Here is a 22,746-nt window from a genome sequence, read left to right on the forward strand (position 1 = left end):
CCGGCAATTGACAATTTTGCATTCTAGCACTCAAGCCACGCGTGAAAACGCGAATTTGGCGCAGGAGTTTTAGCCTGCGCCCGCCTGCCGTCTACTGCGCCTGCGGCACATGCCAGCCGCCGCCCAGAGACTGGATCAGGGCCACGGCCGTCGTCTGGCGGTCCGCCTGCGCCTGCACCAGCGAACGGCGTGCCGACAACGCCGTCACCTGCGCCGTCACCACATCCGTATAGCCGACCTGGCCCGCGTTGTAGCGATTCAGCATCTGCTGCTCGACCTGGTCGGCGGCCGATGACGCCTGCTGGCGCAAGGCCAGCTGCTCGGCCAGCGCGCGCGTGGCCGACAACTGGTCTTCCACGGCGCCAAAGGCGGCCAGCACCGTCTGACGGTAGCGCGCCACGGCCGCTTCGTGGCCCGCCTTGGCCGCATCCACGCTGGCCGTGGTGGCGCCAGCATTGAACAAGGTTTGCGCGGCCGATACGCCCAGCGACCACAAACTGGACGATGCATTGAACAGGTCGCCCACCTTGCTGGCGCCGGAACCGTAGGAACCCGTCAGGTTCAGGCTCGGATAGTAGGCGGAGCGGGCGATGCCGATCTGCTCGTTGGCCACGGCCACCCTGCGCTCGGCGGCGGCGATATCGGGGCGGCGCTGCAGCAGGGTCGACGGCACGCCCAATGGCACCTCGGGCACGGTCAGGGTCCACGGCGCCACGGCCAGGCTGAAGTCCGACGGCGCCTTACCCAGCAGGATGGCGATCGCGTGTTCCAGCTGGGCGCGCGCGCGCGTCTGGCTGGACAAATCGATCTGCGCATTGGCCAGCTGCGTCTGCGCCTGCAGCAGGTCGGACTTGGCGGCGATGCCGGAGTTAAAACGGTTGCTGGTGATGTCGAGCACGCGCTTGTAGCCATCGATGGTGGCGTTCAGCAGCGCGATCTGCGCATCGCTCTGGCGCAGCGAAAAGTAATTCGTCGCCAGTTCGCCCTGCGCCGACAGGCGCGCAGCGGCCAGGTCGGCCGCACTGGCGGCTGCGCTGGCGTCCGCCCCCGTCACGCCGGCGCGCAGGCGGCCCCAGATATCCGGTTCCCACGAGGCGCCGATGGCCGCCTTGAAATTATTGTTCGTCTGCTGCTCGCCCCCGCCACCGGAACGGGCGCCGCTGCCCGTCAGATTCACGGTAGGGAACAGCGAAGCGCGCTGTTCGCGCACCAGCGCGCGCGCCTGCTCGTACGAGGCAACGGCCTCAGCCACGTTCTGGTTCGAGATGTCGATGCTGTCGGCCAGCTGGTTCAATTGCGCGTCGCCGAACAGGGTCCACCAGGGACCCCGTTCTAGGGTATCGGCCGGCACGGCCGGCTGCCAGCCGGCCGCCTCCTTGAAGGTTTGCGGCGCGGCGGCCGTCGGCGTTTCATACGTGGGACTGACGGCGCAGCCGGCCAGCAGGACAGCAGCGGCCAGCGCCAGCAAGTGGCGTGCGGGGACGGCGGATGGAATAGGTTTTACTTGCTTCATGATTGTGTGCTCGGGTTATCTGGCCCAGGAATGCGGCTCAATTGCTGCTCGTCGGCACTGCGCGTGCGCAGCTTGTCGAGCAGGATGTAGACCACCGGGGTGGTCAGCAATGTGAGTAACTGGCTGGCAATCAGGCCGCCGATGATGGCGACCCCCAAGGGCTGGCGTAGCTCTGACCCCTCGCCGAAACCGATCGCCAGCGGCAAGGCGCCAAGCGCCGCCGCCAGGGTGGTCATCAGAATGGGGCGGAAACGCAGCAAACATGCCTCGCGCACCGCTTCCACCGCTGTCAGTCCGCGCGAACGCTCGGCCTCCAGCGCGAAGTCGATGATCAATATAGCATTTTTCTTGACGATACCGATCAACAGGAACACGCCGATCAGGGCAATGATGGAAAACTCCATGCGGAACAGCAGCAATGCCAGCACGGCGCCCACCCCCGCCGACGGCAAGGTTGACAGCACGGTGATCGGATGGATCAGGCTTTCGTACAGGATGCCCAGCACGATGTAAATCACCACGATGGCCGCCAGGATCAATAGCGGCTGCTCCTTGTTGCTGTCCTGCGCACTCTTCGCCGAACCCTGGAAGCTGCCGCGCACATTCACCGGCATGCCGATTTCCGACTCCGCCTGGGCCACGGCCGCCTGCCCGTCGCTGAGCGGATAGCCGTCGACCAAGTTGAACGACACGGTGGTGGCCAGTTCCCCGCCCTGGTGATTGATGGACGTCGCCGTCGAGCTTTCGGCAAAGCTGCTGAACGACGACAGCGGCACCATCGTCGCCAGGGTGGTGCTCAATGCCGAGCCGCTGGACGGATCGCGCGCCGCCGTCGTGTTCGAGGTGGTGGCAGTCACCGCCGAGGTGGCGGCGGCGGTGGTCGTGCTGACGCTGGTGCCGGTGACAGCGGCGACGGCGACGGCCGCCGCATTCGACGCCGGCACATACACGGAGCGCAACGCTTCCGGGCTTTGCGCGTAGCGCGGCGCCACTTCCATGATCACGTGGTACTGGTTCAGCTCATCGTAGATGGTCGCCACCTGGCGCTGGCCGAAGCTGTTGTACAGCGCATTGTCGATGTCGCGCACCTGCACGCCCAGCTGCGTGGCGCGGTCCTTGTCGATGGAAACATAGGTTTCCACGCCATTTTCCGCCTGGTCCGTGTCGACGTCGATCAGGGCCGGCTGCAGCTTCATCTGGTCGGCCAGTTTCGCCGCCCATTTCTTCAGGTCCGCCTGGTTGTCGCTGATCAGGGTGTACTGGTAGGTGGAATTGCTGGAACGCCCGCCCATGCGCAAATCCTGCACGGGGTTGAGGAACAGCGAAATGCCCGTCACCTTGGCCAGTTGCGGGCGCAGGCGCGCGATCACGGCCTGGCCCTTGTCGGTGCGCTGCGAGGCGGGTTTGAGGTCGATGAACATGAAGCCGCCCCCTGCCCTGCCCCCGCCGGTGAACCCCACGACGGTGGCGACGGCAGGATCTTCCTTGATGATATCGACCAGCTGGCGCAGCTTGCCCTGCATGGCCTGGAACGAGATGCTCTGGTCGGCCCGCATGCCGCCATTGATCTGGCCCGTGTCCTGCTGCGGGAAAAAGCCCTTGGGCGCGGCCGCGAACAGATACACATTCAGCCCGACGACGAACACCAGGATGGTCATCACCAGCGCGGCGCTGGACAGGGCCCAGTCCAGGCAGTGTTCATACACTTTCAGCATGCGCTCGAAGCCCCGTTCGAACCAGCGCGCCACGGCGCCGGGCGCCTTGTGATGCTCACCGCTTTTCAGCAGCCAGGCGCACATCATCGGCGTGGTGGTCAGTGAAATCACCAGCGAAATCATGACGGCGGCCGACAGCGTGACGGCAAACTCGCGGAACAAGCGCCCCACCTGCCCGCCCATGAACAGCAGCGGGATGAAGACGGCCACCAGCGACAGGCTGATCGACAGCACGGTAAAACCCACTTCGCGCGCCCCCAGCAGGGCCGCCTTGAAACGGTCCATGCCCGCCTCGATGTGGCGCTGCGTGTTTTCCAGCACCACGATGGCATCGTCGACGACAAAGCCGGTGGCCACCGTGAGCGCCATCAGGGAAAGGTTATTCAGGCTGAAACCCAGCATGTACATCACGCCGAAAGTGCCCAGCAAGGAGACGATGGTGGCCACGGCCGGGATGATGGTGGCGCGCACGCTGCGCAAAAAGGCGCTGACCACCAGCACGACGAGCACGATGGAGAGGATCAGCGTGAACTCGATCTCGTGCAGCGACGAGCGGATGGAATTGGTGCTGTCGGACGCCACTTGCAGCTTGATGTCGCCGGGCAGCTGTGCCTGCAATTGCGGCAGCAGGGCGCGCACGCCGTCCACCGTGGCGATGACGTTGGCGCCCGGCTGGCGCGTGATCAGCACGATGACGGCCGGGTCGCCATTGAACAGGCCCAGGGTATTCGTGTTTTCCACGCCGTCGACCACTTCGGCCACGTCGTCGAGACGGATGGCGGCGCCATCGCGCCAGGCCACCACCAGGCTGCGGTAGTCGGCCGCGCTGCGCCCGCCCGAGGCGGTGCTGGCGCCCGAGTAGATCTGCAGGCTGCGCGCGTCGCCGGAGATCGCCCCCTTGGGCCGGTTGGCGTTGGTGGCCTGGATGGCCGCGCGCACGTCTTCCATCGACACGGCATAGTGATTGAGCTGGTAAGGCAGCAGTTCCACGCGCACGGCCGGCAGCGAGCCGCCGCCCAGCTCCACGTCGCCCACGCCTTTGACTTGCGCCACTTTCTGCTGTACCAGGTTCGACACGGCATCGTAGATCTGGCCCGGCGTGCGCGTCTTTGACGTCAGCGCCAGGATGATCACGGGCGCGTCGGACGGATTGGCCTTGCGATATGTCGGATTGCTGCGCAGGGTGGCCGGCAAGTCCACGCGCGAGGCGGAAATGGCCGCCTGCACTTCGCGCGCGGCCGAATCGATCTTGCGGTTCAGGTCGAACTGCAGGTTGATGCGCGCCGAGCCCGTGCTGGACGACGACGTCATCTCGTTGACGCCCGAAATCACGCCCAAGCGCCGCTCCAACGGCGTGGCCACCGAGGTCGCCATGGTCTCGGGGCTGGCGCCGGGCAGGCTGGCGCTGACGGAAATGGTCGGATAATCGACCTGCGGCAGCGGCGAGACGGGCAGCACGAAGAAGGCGCCGACACCCGCCAGCGCGATGCCGATGGTCAGCAGCACGGTGGCGATGGGGCGCTTGACGAACGGTTCGGACAGATTCACGCGGCGCTCCCCGGCTGAGAATGGTCCCCGGGTTTATCCAGGTTCACCGCGCCGCCCGTCTTGCTGCCGAAACGGCGGCCCAGGCGGTCGAAGCCCAGGTAGATGACGGGCGTGGTAAACAGGGTCAGCACCTGGCTGACGATCAGGCCACCGAAGATGGCCAGGCCCAGCGGACGGCGCAACTCGGCGCCCTCCCCCCAGCCCAGCATCAGCGGCACGGCCGCGAACAGCGCCGCCAGGGTGGTCATCAGGATCGGGCGGAAACGCAGCAGCGCCGCCTGGTGGATGGCCTCCTGCGGCCCCTTGCCCTCGTCGCGCTCGGCCTCGATGGCGAAGTCGATCATCATGATGGCGTTCTTCTTGACGATGCCGATCAGCAGGATGATGCCGATGATGCCGATCACGCCCAGGTCCTGCCCGGAAATCATCAGCGCCAGCAAGGCGCCCACGCCGGCCGACGGCAGGGTCGACAGAATCGTCAGCGGGTGGATGTAGCTTTCATACAGCACGCCCAGCACGATGTAGACGCAGACGACGGCGGCCAAAATGAGCCACAGCTGGTTAGACAGCGAATTTTCATACGCGCCGGCCGCGCCCAGAAAGGTCAGTGTCACCGACGGCGGCATGGCGATGTCTTTCGCCGCCGCGCGGATGGCGTCGACGGCGCTGCCCAGCGCCACGCCTTGCGTCGTATCAAAGCCAAGTGTCGTGGCCGGGTACTGCGCCACGTGCGTGATTTGCAGCGGCGCCTGTTTTTCGCTGACGCTGGCAAAGGCGGACAGCGGCGTCGACTTGCCGGAACCCGTGCGCACCTGCAGTTCCGACAGGTCGGCCGGCGTGGTGACGATGCCGGGCTGCGCTTCGAGAATCACGCGGTACTGGTTGGTTTCCGTGAAAATGGTCGAGATGATGCGCTGGCCGAAGGCGTTATACAGCGCGTCGTCGACGGTGGCCGTGGTGACCGACATGCGCGCGGCGCTGTCGCGGTCGATGGCCACCACGACGGCGGCGCCCGTGGCGCCTGCGTCCGTGACCACGTTGCGCAGCTGCGATTTTTCACGCATGCGCGCCGCCAGCTTGCCGGCCCACTCGGTGACGGTGGCCGTATCGGCCCCTTCGAGCGAGACGCGGTACTGCGTCGGCCCCGATTCCGCATCGATGGTGAGATCCTGCGTCGGCTGCAGGTACAGGGTCACGCCGGCCACCTTGGCCACGCGGTTGCGCAGGCGTTCCATGATGTCGTCCTGATTGCCGCTGCGCGGACGCTTGAGATTGATCAGCATGCTCCCCGTGTGCAGCATGGTATTGTTGGCCGCATCGACACCCACCAGGGAACTCAGCGTATCGACAGCGGGGTCTTCCAGCAGCGCGCTGGCCGCCGCCTGCTGCAAGGTGGCCATGCGCTCATACGAGACGGCTTGCGAGGTTTCGATGCGCGCCTGCAGCTGGCCCGTGTCCTGCGTGGGGAACAGGCCTTTCGGAATGGTGATGTACAAAATCACCGTCAGCAGCAAGGTGGCCAGGGCCACCAGCAAGGTCAATCCCTGGCGTTTGAGTACCCACACCAGCGCATGGTCGTACTGCACGATGACCTTGTCGAGGAAAGCCTGGATGCGCTGGCCCGTGGCGCTGACCTTTTCATCTGCATGGCTTTTCAGCCAGCGCGCCGACATCATCGGCACCAGGGTCAGCGACACCACGGCGGAAATCAAGATCGTGATGGCCAGGGTCATGGCAAATTCACGGAACAAGCGGCCCACCACGTCGCCCATGAACAGCAAGGGAATCAGCACGGCGATCAGCGAGACCGTCAGCGAGATGATGGTAAAGCCGATCTGCGACGCGCCCTTCAGGGCGGCCGCCATCGGCGTTTCGCCCTCTTCGATGTAGCGGGCGATGTTTTCGATCATGACGATGGCGTCGTCGACGACAAAGCCGGTGGCGATCGTCAGCGCCATCAGCGACAGGTTGTTCAGGCTGTAGCCGAGCAAGTACATGACGCCGCAGGCGCCGATCAGCGAGATCGGTACGGACAGGCTGGCGATCACGGTGGCGCGCATGCTATGCAGGAAGGCAAAGATCACCAGCACCACCAGCAGCACGGACAATAACAGTTCCATTTCCACATGTTCGACGGAGGCGCGGATGCCCGTCGTGCGGTCGCTCAGCACGTCGAGCTTCATGGCCGCCGGCAGGCTGGCTTGCAGGTCGGGCAGCAGGGCCTTGATGGCGTCGACCGTCTTGATGACGTTGGCGCCGGGCTGGCGCTGCACGTTCAGGATGATGGCCGGCTGCTTGCCCGACCAGGCGCCCAGGCGCGTGTTTTCGGCGCTGTCGACCACATTCGCCACATCGGACAGGCGCACGGGCGCGCCGTTTTTATAGGTGATGATCAGGCGCTTGTAGTCTTCCGCCGTCACCAATTGATCGTTGGCGTTGATGGTAAACGAGCGCGTGGGGCCGTCGAAACTGCCCTTCGCGCTGTTGACATTGGCCCCCGCGATGGCCGTGCGCAGGCTGTCGAGGCCCAGGCCGTACGAGGCCAGCAATTTGGTGTCGCCCTGGATGCGCACGGCGGGACGCTGGCCGCCCGACAGCGACACCAGGCCCACGCCGTTGACCTGGCTGATCTTCAGCGCCAAGCGCGTGTTGACGATGTTCTGCACCTGCGTCAGCGGCATGGTGTCGGAAGTGATGGCCAGGGTCAGCACGGGCGCGTCGGCCGGGTTGATCTTCGCGTAGACGGGCGGCGCCGGCAAGTCGGTGGGCAGCAACGAGCCGCCCGCGTTGATGGCCGCCTGCACTTCCTGCTCGGCCACGTCCAGGGTCTGGCCCAGCGTGAACTGCAAGGTGATGAGGGAGACGCCGGCGGCGCTGGTGGAACTCATGCGCTGCAAGCCCGACATTTGCCCGAACTGGCGCTCCAGCGGCGCCGTCACCGTCTGCCCCATGACTTCGGGACTGGCGCCCGGGTACAAGGTCTGCACCTGGATGGTGGGAAAGTCCACCTGCGGCAAGGCGGCCAGCGGCAGGAACTTGAAGCCGACCAGCCCCGCCAGCACGATGGCCAGCATCAGCAGCGCTGTGGCGACCGGGCGCTTGATGAAGGGAGTCGATGGACTCATTGCGCAGCGCCCTTCGCTGGAGCGCTAGCTGGCACTGCGGCAGGCGCGGATGCAGAAGCGGAAGCCGATGCGCTGGCCGCGCCGTCAGCCTGCTGGCGGCGGTGGCGGCGTTCGCCGTTCGCGCCAGTGGCACCGCCGGCGGCACCGCGCGCGCCGGCCGGCTTGTCGCCCGCCAGGGTGACTTTAGCGCCTTCCTTCAGGCGGTCGGCGCCTTCCGTGATGACTTGCTCTCCCGCTTCCAGGCCGGCGCGGATTTCCACCATATCGGTGGTGGCCTGGCCCCGCGTGACCATGCGCACGGTGACGGTCTTGTCGGCTTTCAGCACATACACAAAGTCGCCATTATTGCTGTGGCGCAGGGCCGTCACGGGCACCAGCACGGCGCCCGTGATATTGCCCAGTTCCAGGCGCACGTTGACAAACTGGCTGGGGAACAGGGCCATCTTGTCATTCGCGTAGCGGGCCTTGGCGCGCACGGTGCCCGTCTGCACATCGACCTGGTTATCGAGCGCGCTCAGGCTGCCCTGGTCCAGGGTATGCGTGCGCGTGCGGTCCAGCGCCAGCGCCGCCAGGGCCGTGCCGCCATTCAGGCGCTCCTGGATGGTCTGTACCTTATCCTGTGGCACGGAAAACTGCACGTCGATGGGCGACAGTTGCGTCACCACCACCACGCCGCCCGCGTCGCTGGTGCTCACCAGGTTGCCGATATCGACCACCTTCAGGCCCGCGCGGCCGCTGATCGGCGACACCACCTTGGTATAACCCAGGTTCAGTCTGGCCGTGCCTTCGGCGGCGCGGTCCGTCATGACGGTCCCTTCCAGCTGTTTGACCAGGGCGGCCTGCGTATCGACATCCTGGCGCGCAATGGAGTCCTGGCCCAGCAGGGTTTGATAGCGTTTCAGGGTCAGGCGCGCGTTTTCCAGCTGCGCTTCATCGCGCTGGCGCTGGCCCGTGGCCTGCATCAGCGCCATCTCGAACTGGGCCGGGTCGATCTGCGCCACCACCTGGCCCGCCTTGACCATGCCGCCTTCCTTGAATTTCAATTCCTTGAGGATGCCCGACACTTGCGGGCGCACCGTCACGGTGGACGCCGCCGTCACCGTGCCCAGCGCATCGAGCACCACGGGCAGGTCGGACTTCACGGCCGTGGCCACGCCAACGGTAGTCGAGGGAGCGCCGCGGCGCCCGCCGGGGCCGCCTGGTCCACCCGGACCGCCGGGTCCGGCCATGCCGGCGCCGCCCTGGGCGCTGGTGCCGGAGTGGGTCAGGTACCAGGCACCGCCCCCAAGTGCAGCCATCACGGCCAACGCGATGACCGTGCCGACGATTTTCGAGCGGCGGCTGCGCCGTGGGGTGTTGGGTGTTGTCTGCGAATCCATCGCTTATCCTTGTATAGGCCGCTGGCACGGCGAGTTTGTGGCGCCGGCCGAGGTGGAATACACTCAGGCCGGACGACCGTTTTTCGGGGTTGTTTCGGTACAAAGCCTGGGGAGTCAAGAGCTGAAAGTCAGCTGAAAAAACATCGCTCCCTAGCGTGAAACGACTCTAGCATAGTCATGTAACTGTTTCATTTCTACTTGAAACAATTATCCATGGCTTGCAGTGCGGGGCCTGGGCACGCACGCCTGTGGGCATGCCGCCACTGTGGGGGAGTGGTGGAAAAATCAGGCTTGCGGGGCGTCGTGCCCCGGCGCCAGCGGCGCGCGGGCGACTCGCATGCAGATACAAACTCGCTACAAATCTCCCGCCATCGGCCTTGACCTGGCGCCACGCGGGTGCTCAGGCGGCGACAGACGGCAGCGATTCTTTACCCGGATTTACAGCGTCATGCCGAGAATCACATCCTGGTAATCGGTGCGGCCCACACGGAAAGTGCGCCGGCCCACCTGCGCAAAGCCGCAGCGCGCATAAAACGCCAGCGCGTCGTGGTTTTCCGCGTACACGCCCAGCAGCACGCGCCCTGCCCCGCCGGCGCGCGCCTGCTCCACGGCCGCCTGCATCAGGCGCTGCCCCACGCGCTGGCCCTGGAAGCGGTGCAGCAGGTAGATGCGCTTGATTTCCAGGTCATTCGGTCGCGGATCCGCCACCGGCAGGCTGGCGGGACTGAGCACCAGGTAGCCGACGGGGGCGCCACCGGGTGTGGCTTCGGCCAGCCACAAACGCATGGCCGGCAGCGCCAGCCAGTCGCGGTACAGTTGCGCGTCGTGCTGGCGCTGGCAATGGGCGATGACGTCGGCGCCATCGAGGATGCCGGCAAACGCCTCCAGGAAGGTCGATTGCCCCACCAGCGCCAGCGCCTGTTCATCGCCCTGCACGCAAGGGCGAATGGTGATCGCCGTGTCAGTGTGGATACTCATGTCGTTTGCCATGCATAGCTCCTGATATGAAACAAGCCGGGCGAAGCCGGCTTGGGTATGCTGTTGATGTTGCTGTTACTTGCCGCCCAAAGGCACCTCGCACAGGCAGTGCGTGAGGGCCATGAACGGTTTATGTTCGCGCGTGATGCCCGAAAGCCAGCTCAGGTCCTGTGCCATGCCCAGCGCCGCATCGGCCGGCAAGCCCGTGCTGGCCAGGCCCAGCTTCACGTGCTCGCCCAGCCCCAGCGAGGCCATGGCCTTGGAGCCGAACATGCCGATCAAACGGTCCACGTTCGACGTTTCCTGCTCCAGGTAGGTCACGCGGTAGTCGCTGCCCAGCTTGGCGCGCTTGGCGGCCGAGGCCAGCGCATCGCCATAGCTGCCGATGCGGTCGACCAAATTGCGCTCTTTCGCCTGCAAGCCCGTCCAGACGCGGCCCTGCGCCACTTCATTGATCTTTTCCGGCGTCGTCTTGCGCGCCTTGGCGGCCAGGTTCAGGAAGTCGCCATACACGTGGTTGATCGAGCCCTGGATCACTTGCGCGAAGCGGGGATCGAGCGGGCGCAATGGGTTGCCCGCGTCGGCCAGCCAGGTGGTCGGCGAGCCGGCCGTATGGATGCCCAGCTTTTCCACCACCTTGTCGGCCGTCGGCAAAATCGCGAACACGCCGATGGAGCCGGTGATGGTGGCCGCGTCGGCGATCACTTCATCGGACGAGGTGCTGATCCAGTAACCGCCCGAAGCGGCCACGTTGCCCATCGAGACGACCACGGGCTTGCCGGCGGCGCGCGTCAGTTCCAGTTCACGGCGGATCAATTCCGAGCCGAAGGCGCTGCCGCCCGGCGAATCGACGCGCAACACGATGGCCTTGATCGATTTGTCTTCGCGTGCCTGGCGGATCAAACGCGAGGTGGACAGGCCGCCGATGGCGCCCGGTGGCGCGATGCCGTCGCCGATTTCACCGGAGGCGATGACCACGCCGACGGCGTCGCCGACGTGCACGGGGCGCAAACGCGCCAGGTAATCGGTGTAATTGATCTGGCGGAAGTTCGTGCCTTCCGTGTTCTTGGCGCCGCGCGCCATCATGAACTGGCGCAGTTCATCGCGCGTTTTCAGGCCGTCGACCAGCTTGGCGTCCAGCGACAGCTTGCCCAGGTCGCCGCCAGCGGCCGTCATCAGCGCGGGCAGCGCATCGATAGCCTGCATGATGGCGCCGGCCGGCAGCTTGCGCGCCTTTTCCACGTCCGTCGTGTAGGTGGTCCACAGGCCGTTGTTCAGGTAGCGGTCCGCTTCGGCCGCCGCCTCGGACGGGCCGTTGGCGATGAAAGGCTCGGCCGCGCTTTTATACGTGCCCACTTTCAGCAGGTTGACCGTCACACCCACCTTGTCGAGCGCGTCGCGGTAGTAATTGCGGTAGCGGCCAAAGCCCTCCAGCATGACGCCGCCCATCGGGTGCAGGAATACCTCGTCGGCCTTGGCCGCCACCAGGTACTGGCGCTGGTTGTAGCTCGAACCCCAGGCCGTGACTTTCTTGCCCGTGGCGCGGAAGCGCTCCACGCCGGCCGCCACTTCGCGCAGCGACGCCAGGCCGCCGCCCTGCAATTCGTCGAGCAAGATCACCATGGAGCCGATGTTCTTGTCCTTGGACGCCGTGTCGAGCACCGCCAGCACGTCGCGCAGCTGCACGTTTTTCTTGACTTCGCCGCTGACATTGGCCAGCACCGCCTCGCGCACGCCACCCGGCGTTTCCTCGACCAGCGGGCCTTGCAAGTCCAGCACCAGCGTGGTCTTTTCCGCCAGGGGCTTGGCGCCGCCGCCAAAGATGGCGATCAGGATGGCGATGACGATCAGCAGGAAAATCAGATTGATGACCGCGCGGCGGGTGGCGTCCAGCGCGCGCCAGAATGCGTCAAAGCCGCGGCGCAGCGGCGGGAAGGGGTTGAGTGACATTGATGCTCCGTGGGGTTATGTACCGAAAGGAAATCAATATAGCTGAAAATGGCCGCGGTCGTCTTGGGATTCGTCTTATTTTGACAAGTATTGCGCGCCTTGGTCGCCCTGCCCTGCCGGCGTGGAAATGAGGAACAGGCCGCCCAGCACCAGGGCGCCATTCAGGATCAGCAATTCCAGGCCGATGCGGTAATGTGCGAACAACAGCGCCTGCTCCCCTTCGATCAGCGCGCACAGCAGTGGCCCGGCCACGGCCACCAGCGGCACCCAGCGGTCGCGCACGCCGCGCCGGCTGATCAAGCCAAAGGCGAACAAGCCCAGCAGCGGACCATAGGTATAGCTGGCCAGCTTCAGGATGACGACGATCATGCTGGGGCTATCGATCCACTTGAAGGCCATGATCAGGATCAGGAACAGTGCGGAAAAACCCAGGTGAACGCGGCGGCGCCAGCGCATTTGCGTGGCGGCACTCAGATCCTGCCTGCGCTGCAGGCCCAGAATGTCGATGCAAAAGGTGGATGTCAAGGCAGTGAGCGCCCCGTCCACGCTGGGAAACAGGGCGGAAATGAGGGCGATGAAGAAAATAAGCTGCACCACGGCGGGGAAATGCCCGAGCACCACGGCAGGGAACAGTTTATCGCCCGTGGCCGTCACGCCCGCCAGCGGCGCATACAGGTGCAGCAAGCCGCCCAGGAACAGGAACAACAGCAGCACGCCAGTCAGCACCACGGTCAGGCTGAGCATATTCTTTTGCGAGTCGCGCAAGGTGCGCACGGAAATGTTCTTTTGCATCATTTCCTGGTCCATGCCCGTCATGGCGATGGTGATGAACATGCCGGCCACGATGTGCTTCCACACATAGGCTGGGCTGTCCGGGTCGACATTGAACATGCGCGTGAGTCCCTGCGCGCGCATGCGCTCGAGGCTATCGATGAGGGACAGGTCCATCTCGCGCAGCAAAAACACGCTGCAAATCACCAGCCCCGCCAGCATGCAGGCCGTTTGCAGGGTATCGGTCCAGACGATGGTTTTCACGCCACCCTCATACGTGTAGAGCAAAATCAGCAGCAGCACGACACCGGCCGTCAGCCAGAACGGCACGCCCAGGCTGTCGAGTATCGTCGCCTGCAGGATATTGACCACCAGATACAGCCGCGCCGTGGCGCCCAGCAGACGTGACAGGATGAAGAACGCCGCCCCGCTCTGGTACGAGCGGCGTCCCAGGCGCAATTCCAGGTAGCGGTAAATCGACGTCAACTGCAGCCGGTAGTACAGCGGCAGCAAGATGAAGGTGATTGCCAGGTAGCCGAGGACATAGCCGATCATCAACTGGATGTAGCCGAAGCCGTTGCTCCCCACGGCGCCCGGCACGCTGATGAAGGTGACGCCCGTGAGCGTGGTGCCCACCATGCCGAAGGCCACCAGCATCCAGTTGCTGTCCTTGTTGCCGATGAAAAAACTGTCGTTGGTGGCGTGGCGCGAAGTGCGCCACGCCACGCCCAGCAGGATCAGGAAATACGCGAGGACGATGGCAAACAGGATGGTGGGGGACATGGGCGATGCGCTGGCGGCAAAGAGGAACAGGGGCAGCAATATACAACAAAGCGTACAGCAATGCCCCCGGTCAATCAGGCATCAGCAGCCGGTCCGTTTCACGCGCTCCACTTCCAACCCGAACCACGGACGCAAGCGCGTGCCGACGACGTTACCGATGAAAGCGCACACCAGCCACAACCAGCCGTGCAAGCTGCCCGAGACGATGCCGCTGAAATACGCGCCGATGTTGCAACCGTAGGCCAGGCGCGCACCATAGCCGAGCAGCAAGCCGCCCACCACGGCGGCGATGATCGAGCGCAGCGGGATGCGCCACACGGGCGCATAGCGGCCGGCCAGCGCCGCCGCCAGCATGGCGCCCAGTACAATGCCGATATCCATCACGGAGGTCTTGTCTTGCGTCAACGGCGCGGCCAGGGCGGCGGCATTGGCTTTGGTCGACCAGTAGGCCCAGCTGGCCGTGTCGATGCCGACCACAGACGCCGCTTTCGCGCCCCACAGGGCAAACGCGGACGTCACGCCCCATGGCTTGCCCGACAGCGCCAGGGTGGCGAAGTTCAGCACGACGAGCGCGATGGCGCCCGCCACCAGCGGCCACGGGCCATGCAGCCAGGGCGATGCCTGCGTTGGCCGCAGCGGCGTCGCGACGAGCTTGCCGTGGCGGCGCTTTTCAACGAATACCGTAATGCCGGCGATCAGCGCGAAGACGATCCAGTTCAGCGCCAGCGCGGGTACCAGGCCCAGGGTCGTGACGAGAGAAATGGGCTTGAGCTGCGGCAGCGAGGTCCAGAACGGCATGTGCGCCGTGCCAATCACGGAGCCGACGATGAAGGCGGCCAGGGTGACGAGCATGCGCGTGCTGCCGCCACCCACCGTGTACAAGGTGCCGGAGGCGCAACCGCCGCCCAGCTGCATGCCGATGCCGAAGATGAAGGCGCCGAAGATCACCGAGGTGCCGGCGGGAGAAACCAGGCCCGCAACGGGCGTGCCGAACAGGGTGCCGGCCGACAGCGCGGGGAAAAACAGCGCCACGCCGACGGCCAGCATCAGCATTTGCGCGCGCAAGCCGTCGCCGCGGCCATCGGCAATGAAGACGCGCCAGGCGGACGTAAAACCGAAGGCCGCGTGATACAGCGTAATGCCCAGCAAAGCGCCCACCACGTACAGCGCGGATTGCGTGGCGCCCACGGTCAGGGCCAGATACCAGGCGCCCAGCGCGATAAGCAACAGGGCAATGCCCAGCGGTTTGGGATTGATATCTGCGCGCAGGCGCAGGGGGGAAGTGGCGGTATCGGACATGGGGGAATGGGCAAAAGGAAGGTAAGCCTTATTTTAAGCCATACTCTCGCCCGTTTTGGTGTTTTCTGCCAGCAACTTACTTGCAGGCCAGGCCGGCCGGGGCGCTGCGGCCCCGGCCTCGTTCAAGCCAGCTTACAGCTTAGTGCCCCACCGCATGAATCGATTTTTCACCACCAGCACGCACGGGAATGGGATTGAGGCGGTCCAGGCGGCCGCTCAGGGCCGTCAAGCCGAATGCACCCAGCACCACCAGGGCACCGATCCAGCCTGTGTGCACCAGGCCCAGGTGTTCGACGATCAAGCCACCACCCCAGGCGCCACCGGCGATGCCCAGGTTGAAGGCGGCAATATTCAAGCCCGAGGCCACGTCCACGGCGCGCGGCGTGAAGTGTTCGGCTTGCTGCACCACATACACTTGCAATCCGGCCACGTTGCCGAAAGCGACGGCGCCCCACAGCAGCGCGGTGATGACGACGAGCGCGGGATGCGGCGCCGTGAAGGTCAAGACCAGCAGCACGGCCGCCAGCAGCAAAAAGATCAGTTTCAGGGCACGCACGGGACCCTTCTTGTCAGCCAGCTTGCCGCCCCAGATATTGCCGAACGCCACGGAGACGCCATACACGAGCATCACCGCGCCCACGGCGCCGGCGCTGAAACCCGCCACCTGCTGCAGAATCGGCGCCAGATACGTGAAGGCGATGAAAGAGCCGCCATAGCCGACGGCCGTCATCGCGTACACCAGCAGCAGCCGGGGCTGGGCCAGCACCTGCACTTGCTGCAGCAAGGAGGCAGGCTTGCTGTGGGCAATATTCGATGGCACGTACAGCAAGCTGCCGACAAAGGCGACCAGTCCCAGTGCCGAGACGGCGAGGAAAGTTTCGCGCCAGCCGAAATGCTGGCCAATGAAGGTGCCCAGCGGCACGCCCGTCACCAGGGCCACGGTCAGGCCCGTAAACATGATGGCGATCGCGCTGGCCGCCTTGTCCTTCGGCACCAGCGAGGTGGCGATGGTCGAGCCGATGGAAAAGAACACGCCGTGCGCCAGCCCCGTCAGGATACGGGCGATGACGAGGGTTTCATAGCCGGGCGACTTCCAGGCCAGCAAGTTACCCAGGGTGAACAAGACCATCAAGGACAGCAGCAGGGTCTTGCGGGGGATCTTGCCCGTCAGGGCAGTCAGCACGGGCGCACCGACGGCGACGCCCAGCGCATACAGGCTGACCAGCAGGCCGGCCGATGGCAGGTTGACGCCCAGATCCGCGGCGATGGTGGGCAACAGCCCCACGATGACAAACTCGGTGGTTCCGATGGCAAATGCGCTGAGGGTCAGCGCGAGCAAGGCAATGGGCATGACAAACTCCGATAAAAGATGTAGTCATGCAGTATCGGGGTTTTCTTTGTGGCGAAAAATACCTCATCATGCAGAAGATACTTGCGCTGAAATCAATAATATACAGATCTGCTACACTGGCCCGATCGAAACCGGAGCTGTTGCATGAATTCAGAAAAACTGGCGCTGCTGGTCACGCGCGAAATGCCATATGGAAAATATCAGGGACGGCTGCTGGCCGACTTGCCGGGACACTACCTGGGCTGGTTCGCGCGCGAGGGCTTCCCCTCGGGCGAACTGGGTAGTTTACTTGCGCTGATGTACGAACTCGACCACAACGATTTGCGCGGCTTGCTCGACCCCTTGCGCACGCGCAAGTCGCCGTGGCGGCCGGGCGAGTAAGGAGCGTAAGGCAGGTCTTAAAACTGGCGCACCTTCTTCGCCAGCATGGCGCTGAACTCGCCATTTTCCACCAGTTTTTGCAGTTCGCTGGCGCCGCCGATGAGCACGCCATTGACAAAGACCATGGGGAAAGTCGGCCAGCCCGTCCACATTTTCAAGGCATTGCGGCGGTGCCACTGGTTCAGATAGCTGCCGTATTGCAGGTACTGGTAAGGCGTGCCCAGCACGTCGAGGATCTTGCGCGCCTTGCGCGGAAACGGATTGAGCGCCATGCCGACCACCACCACCTGGTGCGCGGCGATGGCAGCCTGCACCTCGCGCACGATGTCCTTGTGCTTGCTGCCGATCAAAGGGCGGGCAGCGGGATGGATCTGGGCTTCGTCAAGGATGGCGCGGGTCATGAAAGTCCTGGGATGAGTGGCATGCGGATCACGCATTGTGCCACGCACACAGGCTGGCGTGGGCGACACTGCGCTTCTTTTCCCCTTCGCGTGAAATATAGGCAAGGAATCAATGCCATATCTGAGTGCTGAGTGCTGAGTGCTGAGTGCGACAGCGCCGCCTTACATGATCGTGGCCGTCGAATACGGTGACTGGGTATGCCAGCCCAGGCTCGCATACAGTTTCAAGCCCTCCTCGGTTGCCACCAGCACCCGGCGCGCGCTGCCCGATTTCTGCCTGGCCCCCAGCGCGGCGATCAGTGCTCGCCCCAGCCCCCGGCGCCGGTGCGCGGCTTCGGTGACGATGCGGTCAAAAACAAAGACGCCGGCATGTTCCACGGCATGGCCGCTGGCGGCAACAGCACCATCGCCAGTGAAAATACGCGCCGTGGTGATGGCCTGCGACGTGGCAACGTCAAGCCGGTAGCCGGCCGGCAAAGCTGGCGCATGCAGACTGCCTTCATGGGTCATGAAAAAACCGGTAGGGCACAGTTGCCACCGAGGCGGCAAAAGGCGGAGCAATTGCTCCCCAGAACCACACATCTTGATGAAGATATGCGGATGGTGAATCGAAGCTGCCAACGCGCTGATGCCTGGAACAGGTCGCGAAAAAACGTAGCGCCGGATTTCCTTGGGCAAGCCCGTCTCGACGCGCCACCCGCCATGATCGGGCACGGGCAGCGCCAAGCCACGGGCAATGGAACGTGCGGCCAGCCAGGCTGCAAGAAGGCCAGGCTCCGGCAGATGCGCATTTTCTTGCATTCAGAACAGCTCATCGAGCAGCAAATGAAATTGCAGCTTGCCTTGATCGGCATCAAGGATCCCATATTGCTGCACAAACCTTTGCTGTAGCAAGGCGTCCAACTCACCGAGACTACGCCAGACGATGGCCAGGTCCTGGTAGCGGTCGGCAACGCCCGCCCGCCCCACATCGATGCAGCCGACGACGGCGCCTTCCTGCAGGAGGATATTCTCCAGCGAAAAATCGCCATGCGTCACGACGAGGTCGGGCACCAGGGGCAGACAATCCTGCAGCGCCGCCCACACCTGCTCTGCCGTCCAGCCTTCCCGCCCGGCATCGAAATCCTCGGCATCGACCAGGCCCGCATCGATGCGCTGGCGCGCCTGGGCCAGCCGAACAGCATGGCCGGCGTCGAACGGGCAGTCGCTCACGGGAAGCGCGTGCAGGCGGCGCAGAAAGGCCGCCAGCGCGTCGACCACGGCGGAGCCCAGCGCGGGGTTCGCTTGCAGCACCGCGGACGCCGTCGTGCCAGGCAAGGCAGTCATCAGCAGCCATGCCTGGTCCGGGTCTGCCACGCGGGCGAACTGCACCACCGTCGGCACGGGCAGGTACTTCGTCAGCCAGCGCAGCCGCGCCATTTCATCGGCAATATCGGCAGCAATGGCATTCTTGCCGTGTTTCAGGAACCGGTCCGGCGCACCGTCCTTGCCCTGCAGCCGGTAGACGGCGGCGTCCGACTCACCGACGCTGTCGCGCGCCCACGCATACGCTGCCAGTGCGGCGCGCATGTGGGCGGGCATGGTGGCCATCACGGCGGCTTGTTTCTTTTTGGAGATAGTCATTTGCCTGGACTTTGCCCTATCCCAGCGGCACGTGCAAGCCCATCTTGAGGCAGGTCAATGCCACCGAGGTGCGGTAGCGCCGGATATTGTCATCGCCGCCGAACAGGCGTTCCGTCAGCGCCTCGTATTCGGCCATGCTGCTGGCAGTAATGATCAGCAGATAGTCGGACTCGCCCGTGATCCCGTAGCACTGCTGGATGGCCGGTTCGGCCATGATGCGTGCGCGCATGCCGGCCGTGCGCAGCGGGTGCTCGTCGTGCAAATGCACTTCCACCGTCAGTATCAGGGGGCGGCCCAGGCGGCTCGCGTCGAGCACGGCCACTTCATGACGGATCACGCCGCTCTCGCGCAGGCGGCGGATGCGTCGCTGCACGGCGGGTGCGGACAAATGCACGGCCCGGGCGATTTCGCGCTGCGAGGTCGTATTGTCGCGCTGCAAGATGTCCAGGATCGCCAGGTCGAATGCATCGAGGGGGATGGAAGGCGTGAGCGAAAGTTGCGTCATGAGGGTCAAAATACAGTGCAAATATCAGATCAGACACAATAAACTTTCATGCTTCCGATATCAAGCCATACTCGCCATGCCACAACACCGCTACTCTTCTTTTATCCCCTTGCTGGCCATCCTCGGCTCCGTCACCTGCCTGGGACTGGGCACGTCGTGGGCCAAGCACAGCCTGTTCCCGCTGGTAGGCGCACAGGGCACGACGGCCGTGCGCGTGGGCTTTTCCGCCTTGTTGCTGCTGCTGTTCTGGCGGCCGTGGCGCTGGCAGCTGAGCCGCGCCGACTTGCGCACGGTGGCCCTGTATGGCGCCGCGCTGGGTTTGACGAACCTGTGTTTCTATATGGCCTTGCGCACGATTCCCTTCGGCATCGCCGTGGCGATCGAGTTTTCCGGCCCGCTGGCCGTGGCGCTGCTGGCCTCGCGCCGTCCGCTCGACTTCGTCTGGGTGGCATTGGCCGTGGCGGGACTGGCGCTGCTATTGCCGCTGGGCCACGATATCAGCAATCTGGACCCCACCGGCGTGCTGTTCGCCCTGGCGGCGGCCGTTTGCTGGGCCACCTATATTATCTTCGGCAAGCGCGCCAGCCATTTGCATGCAGGCCACTCGGTATCGCTGGGCCTGGCGATGGCCGCGCTGGTGGTGGTGCCCGTGGGCGTGATGCATAGCGGCACCGCCCTGCTCTCGCCGGTCGTGCTGGCCGTGGGCTTGGGCGTGGCCCTGATTTCCAGCGCGATACCGATCTCGCTGGAAATGGTGGCCCTGAAACGGCTGACGCCGCAAGCGTTCGGCATCATGAGCAGCATGGAACCGGCCGTGGCCGCCATGCTGGCGTTCATCCTGCTCGATGAACGCCTGGACGCCGCGCAATGGCTGGCCATCGCCATGATCATGGCCGCGTCCATGGGCAGCTCGTACATGGCGCAGCGCCTGAAACGCGGTGCGCCGGCGCTCAGGCCCGAATATAAATCGTAAAGCGCGCACCGCCTTGCTGGAATAAGATCACTGCGCAGCTCCTTGCAATCGGGCCGTGCGCCAGGCCAGCAGCGCGGCCAGCACGAGCAGCGCGGCGCTGGCCGTGAAGGTGGCGCGAAAGCCGTGGCCATCGAGCAGGATGCCGCCGACAGTAGAACCGAAGGCAATGCACAGCTGAACGACTGCCACCATCAGGCCGCCGCCGGCTTCGGCGTCAGCGGGCAAGGTCTGCGCCAGCCACGACCACCAGCCCGTGGGCGCGGCCGTCGCCAACAGCCCCCACAAGCCCAGCAGCACGAAGACGGGCGCCAGCTCGGCGCCGAACACCAGCAGGGCCAGCGCGATGACGGCCATCAGCAAGGGGATCGCGACCAGCGTGCGGTACAGGCCACGCTGCAGTACTACGCCGATCAGCGCGGTACCGATGAAGCCCGCCACGCCGGTCGCCAGCAGCAGCATCGACAGCGTGGGCACGCCGACGCGGGTGACCGTTTCCAGGAACGGCCGCACATAGGTAAACAGCACGAACTGTCCCATGAAAAACGCGCCGACGGCCAGCATGCCCAGGGCGACCTGACGGCGTTTGAGCAAGCGCAAGACCTGGCTGGAACCGGCCGCACGCGGCGGCGCCGGCATCGATGGCAAGCTGCACCACTGCCAGGCCAGCGCCATCAGTGCCACAGGCACCAGGCACAGGAAGGCGCCGCGCCAGCCGATGCTGGCGCCCAGATAACTGCCCAGCGGCGCGGCTACCACGGTTGCCAGCGCATTGCCGCCGTTGAAGATGGCCAGCGCCCTGGGCACGCTATGGCTGGGCACGAGGCGCATCGCCACGGCGACCGACATCGACCAGAAGCCACCCACCACCACGCCGATCAGCGCGCGCCCGGCCATGTACATCGCGTAACTGGTGGCCAGTCCCACCACCAGCGCGGACACGCACATCAGGCCCGTCAACAGCAGCAGCAAGGTCTTGCGGTTCATCGCCGCCGCCAGGGTCGAGATGGACAGGCTGGCCAGCACGGCGAAGGCGCCCGAGGTGGCGATGCCATAGCCTGCCAAGCCTACGCTGACGTGCAAGTCCGCCGCCATGGGCGTGAGCAGGCTGACCGGCATGAATTCGGAAGCGATCAGGGTAAACACGCACAGGGTCATGGCAAGGATGCCGCCCCAGAACGCGGGCGCTGCCGCCACGCTGCGAACCACGCTCATGCTGCCAGGGATCGCTGGAAGAACGACGTCAGCTTGTCCCAAGGAATCAGGGTCACACGGTCATACAGGTCGACGTGGCCGGCGCCGGCAACGTAATGCAGCTCCTTTGGCTCGGCGGCACGCCGGTAGGCATCCTCGCTGAATTCTTTCGAGTGCGCCTGGTCGCCCGTGATGAACAGCAGCGGACGGGGTGAAATCGTCTCGATATCCATGAAAGGATAGAAATTCATGAACTTGACGTTGCTGCTCAACGTGGGGCGGGTAGCGCGCTCGGGCAGCTGGCCGGCCGGCGTGTAGGCGCCGCGCGGCGTGCGGTAGAAATCATGGAATTCGCGCTCGATGGCCCCCGCGTTGGCGCTCAGCTCGGGCAAGGTGCCGCTCGTGTAGACGGTGGCCCCGCCAGCAAACTCCACCTGGCGCTGGCGCGCCGCCGCGGCGATGCAGGCCTGGCGCTGTGCCAGCGTTTGCGACCGGCGCAAGCCGTGGCGGCTGGCGCTGCCCATGTCGTACATGCTCACCGTGGCGACGGCCTTGATGCGCGGGTCGACCTTGGCGGCACTGATGACAAAGCTGCCGCTGCCGCAAATACCAATGGCGGCGATCCGCCCGCTATCGACAAAGGCTTGCACTCCAAGAAAATCGACGGCCGCGCTGAAATCCTCGGCGTAGATGTCGGGCGAGACGGCGTTGCGCGGCCTCCCCTCGCTCTCGCCCCAGAACGACAGGTCGAGCGACAGGGTGACGAAGCCCTGCTCGGCCATCTTCGCCGCATACAGGTTCGCGCTTTGCTCCTTGACGGCGCCCATTGGGTGGCCAACGATGATAGCGGCGTTCCGGCCGCTGCGGTCCAGTTGCGCCGGCAGGAACAGATTGCCGGCAACCGTCATCTGGTACTGGTTCTGGAAGCGCACCGGCTGCACCGTCACCTTGCTGCTTTGGTAGAAATTGTCGGCACCACCGGGCACGGCTGGCGCGGCCTGTGCGGCGGCGAAAACGGGGTTTCCCCGCACGGAAAGCGCGCCCAAGGTCGCCATGCCAATACCGGCCGCCTTCACGAATGCGCGGCGGCCAGTGGCAGGTTCGTTCAGATTGCCTGCATTGCCCAGGCCAGTCCGGGTTGCCGTCTTCATGCTTGTCGTCGTCATGCTCGATGCTCCTTTAAAAATCAGGGCACCATCTTGGCGCAGGCATGCTCTTTTGATTAGGGGGTACAATCTTGATGTAGTTGTGAAAAAAATT

17 protein-coding genes are annotated in these 22,746 nt (G+C 64.8%); 2 read left to right on the forward strand and 15 right to left on the reverse strand.

Annotation, left to right across the window (positions count from 1 at the left end):
* Positions 1–91: 91 nt before the first annotated feature.
* From ACQ4W0_RS11520 to ACQ4W0_RS11560, 9 genes are all read right to left on the reverse strand, one after another.
* A complete protein-coding gene (locus ACQ4W0_RS11520) occupies positions 92–1,513 on the reverse strand; it encodes an efflux transporter outer membrane subunit (protein ID WP_436576842.1) in 1,422 nt (473 codons plus the stop codon).
* Positions 1,510–4,776, reverse strand: coding sequence for an efflux RND transporter permease subunit (locus tag ACQ4W0_RS11525; protein ID WP_436576843.1), 3,267 nt, complete (start codon positions 4,774–4,776; stop codon positions 1,510–1,512). Before ACQ4W0_RS11525 ends, ACQ4W0_RS11520 begins: the two co-directional genes overlap by 4 nt.
* Entirely contained in the window at positions 4,773–7,901 is a 3,129-nt protein-coding gene (locus ACQ4W0_RS11530; protein WP_436576844.1) for an efflux RND transporter permease subunit, read from the reverse strand. The genes ACQ4W0_RS11525 and ACQ4W0_RS11530 overlap by 4 nt, the downstream gene beginning before the upstream one ends.
* The gene (locus ACQ4W0_RS11535) at positions 7,898–9,280 is read right to left on the reverse strand and encodes an efflux RND transporter periplasmic adaptor subunit (RefSeq protein ID WP_436576845.1); all 1,383 of its coding nucleotides are present in this window, start codon (positions 9,278–9,280) and stop codon (positions 7,898–7,900) included. Before ACQ4W0_RS11535 ends, ACQ4W0_RS11530 begins: the two co-directional genes overlap by 4 nt.
* A 438-nt stretch (positions 9,281–9,718) precedes the next feature.
* Positions 9,719–10,258: a GNAT family N-acetyltransferase gene (locus ACQ4W0_RS11540; RefSeq protein ID WP_436576846.1), complete on the reverse strand. Its 540-nt coding sequence runs from the start codon at positions 10,256–10,258 to the stop codon at positions 9,719–9,721.
* A gap of 75 nt (positions 10,259–10,333) precedes the next feature.
* Positions 10,334–12,208: a signal peptide peptidase SppA gene (gene sppA, locus ACQ4W0_RS11545; RefSeq protein ID WP_436576847.1), complete on the reverse strand. Its 1,875-nt coding sequence runs from the start codon at positions 12,206–12,208 to the stop codon at positions 10,334–10,336.
* Positions 12,209–12,283: 75 nt separating this feature from the next.
* Positions 12,284–13,762, reverse strand: coding sequence for a sodium:solute symporter (locus tag ACQ4W0_RS11550; RefSeq protein WP_436576848.1), 1,479 nt, complete (start codon positions 13,760–13,762; stop codon positions 12,284–12,286).
* 81 nt (positions 13,763–13,843) lie between these two features.
* Complete coding sequence (locus ACQ4W0_RS11555) at positions 13,844–15,061, reverse strand: YeeE/YedE family protein (RefSeq protein WP_436576849.1); 1,218 nt, start codon at positions 15,059–15,061, stop codon at positions 13,844–13,846.
* 139 nt (positions 15,062–15,200) lie between these two features.
* The gene (locus ACQ4W0_RS11560) at positions 15,201–16,412 is read right to left on the reverse strand and encodes an MFS transporter (RefSeq protein ID WP_436576850.1); all 1,212 of its coding nucleotides are present in this window, start codon (positions 16,410–16,412) and stop codon (positions 15,201–15,203) included.
* 144 nt (positions 16,413–16,556) lie between these two features.
* On the opposite strand from ACQ4W0_RS11560, the gene ACQ4W0_RS11565 reads away from it, so the two are divergent.
* A complete protein-coding gene (locus tag ACQ4W0_RS11565; RefSeq protein ID WP_436576851.1) occupies positions 16,557–16,793 on the forward strand; it encodes a DUF3820 family protein in 237 nt (78 codons plus the stop codon).
* Between the two features lie 17 nt (positions 16,794–16,810).
* On the opposite strand, the gene ACQ4W0_RS11570 is transcribed toward ACQ4W0_RS11565, so the two are convergent.
* The 4 genes from ACQ4W0_RS11570 to ACQ4W0_RS11585 all read right to left on the reverse strand — a co-directional run bounded on the left by ACQ4W0_RS11570 (position 16,811) and on the right by ACQ4W0_RS11585 (position 19,322).
* Complete coding sequence (locus ACQ4W0_RS11570) at positions 16,811–17,194, reverse strand: glutaredoxin domain-containing protein (RefSeq protein WP_070282182.1); 384 nt, start codon at positions 17,192–17,194, stop codon at positions 16,811–16,813.
* A gap of 162 nt (positions 17,195–17,356) precedes the next feature.
* A complete protein-coding gene (locus ACQ4W0_RS11575) occupies positions 17,357–17,995 on the reverse strand; it encodes a GNAT family N-acetyltransferase (protein WP_436576852.1) in 639 nt (212 codons plus the stop codon).
* Positions 17,996–18,817, reverse strand: a complete 822-nt coding sequence (locus ACQ4W0_RS11580) for an APH(3')-I family aminoglycoside O-phosphotransferase (protein WP_436576853.1) — start codon at positions 18,815–18,817, stop codon at positions 17,996–17,998.
* 16 nt (positions 18,818–18,833) lie between these two features.
* Entirely contained in the window at positions 18,834–19,322 is a 489-nt protein-coding gene (locus tag ACQ4W0_RS11585; RefSeq protein WP_436576854.1) for an Lrp/AsnC family transcriptional regulator, read from the reverse strand.
* A gap of 76 nt (positions 19,323–19,398) precedes the next feature.
* Between ACQ4W0_RS11585 and ACQ4W0_RS11590 the strand changes: the two genes are divergently transcribed.
* Entirely contained in the window at positions 19,399–20,295 is an 897-nt protein-coding gene (locus ACQ4W0_RS11590) for an EamA family transporter (RefSeq protein WP_436576855.1), read from the forward strand.
* A 27-nt stretch (positions 20,296–20,322) separates the two neighbouring features.
* Here the strand turns inward: ACQ4W0_RS11590 and ACQ4W0_RS11595 are convergent, their stop codons facing one another.
* Both ACQ4W0_RS11595 and ACQ4W0_RS11600 read right to left on the reverse strand, forming a co-directional pair.
* Positions 20,323–21,450 (reverse strand): MFS transporter, encoded by a 1,128-nt coding sequence (locus tag ACQ4W0_RS11595; RefSeq protein ID WP_436576995.1) that lies wholly within the window; start codon positions 21,448–21,450, stop codon positions 20,323–20,325.
* Between the two features lie 53 nt (positions 21,451–21,503).
* Positions 21,504–22,652 (reverse strand): alpha/beta hydrolase, encoded by a 1,149-nt coding sequence (locus tag ACQ4W0_RS11600; protein WP_436576856.1) that lies wholly within the window; start codon positions 22,650–22,652, stop codon positions 21,504–21,506.
* Between the last annotated feature and the right edge of the window lie 94 nt (positions 22,653–22,746).

Origin of the sequence: Janthinobacterium breve (assembly GCF_051380895.1) — a bacterium.
In the GTDB taxonomy this organism is placed as follows: Bacteria; Pseudomonadota; Gammaproteobacteria; order Burkholderiales; family Burkholderiaceae_D; genus Janthinobacterium.

Bases quoted from the DNA above. Each gene is read 5' to 3' on its own strand.
- ACQ4W0_RS11555 (WP_436576849.1), bottom strand. From the start codon at position 15,061: ATGTCCGATACCGCCACTTCCCCCCTGCGCCTGCGCGCAGATATCAAT.
- ACQ4W0_RS11590 (WP_436576855.1), top strand. From the start codon at position 19,399: ATGCCACAACACCGCTACTCTTCTTTTATCCCCTTGCTGGCCATCCTC.
- ACQ4W0_RS11565 (WP_436576851.1), top strand. From the start codon at position 16,557: ATGAATTCAGAAAAACTGGCGCTGCTGGTCACGCGCGAAATGCCATAT.
- ACQ4W0_RS11600 (WP_436576856.1), bottom strand. From the start codon at position 22,652: ATGACGACGACAAGCATGAAGACGGCAACCCGGACTGGCCTGGGCAAT.
- ACQ4W0_RS11595 (WP_436576995.1), bottom strand. From the start codon at position 21,450: ATGACCCTGTGCGTGTTTACCCTGATCGCTTCCGAATTCATGCCGGTC.
- ACQ4W0_RS11570 (WP_070282182.1), bottom strand. From the start codon at position 17,194: ATGACCCGCGCCATCCTTGACGAAGCCCAGATCCATCCCGCTGCCCGC.
- ACQ4W0_RS11550 (WP_436576848.1), bottom strand. From the start codon at position 13,762: ATGTCCCCCACCATCCTGTTTGCCATCGTCCTCGCGTATTTCCTGATC.
- ACQ4W0_RS11535 (WP_436576845.1), bottom strand. From the start codon at position 9,280: ATGGATTCGCAGACAACACCCAACACCCCACGGCGCAGCCGCCGCTCG.
- ACQ4W0_RS11580 (WP_436576853.1), bottom strand. From the start codon at position 18,817: ATGACTATCTCCAAAAAGAAACAAGCCGCCGTGATGGCCACCATGCCC.
- ACQ4W0_RS11520 (WP_436576842.1), bottom strand. From the start codon at position 1,513: ATGAAGCAAGTAAAACCTATTCCATCCGCCGTCCCCGCACGCCACTTG.
- ACQ4W0_RS11540 (WP_436576846.1), bottom strand. From the start codon at position 10,258: ATGAGTATCCACACTGACACGGCGATCACCATTCGCCCTTGCGTGCAG.
- ACQ4W0_RS11585 (WP_436576854.1), bottom strand. From the start codon at position 19,322: ATGACGCAACTTTCGCTCACGCCTTCCATCCCCCTCGATGCATTCGAC.
- ACQ4W0_RS11560 (WP_436576850.1), bottom strand. From the start codon at position 16,412: ATGCCCATTGCCTTGCTCGCGCTGACCCTCAGCGCATTTGCCATCGGA.
- sppA (WP_436576847.1), bottom strand. From the start codon at position 12,208: ATGTCACTCAACCCCTTCCCGCCGCTGCGCCGCGGCTTTGACGCATTC.
- ACQ4W0_RS11575 (WP_436576852.1), bottom strand. From the start codon at position 17,995: ATGCAAGAAAATGCGCATCTGCCGGAGCCTGGCCTTCTTGCAGCCTGG.
- ACQ4W0_RS11530 (WP_436576844.1), bottom strand. From the start codon at position 7,901: ATGAGTCCATCGACTCCCTTCATCAAGCGCCCGGTCGCCACAGCGCTG.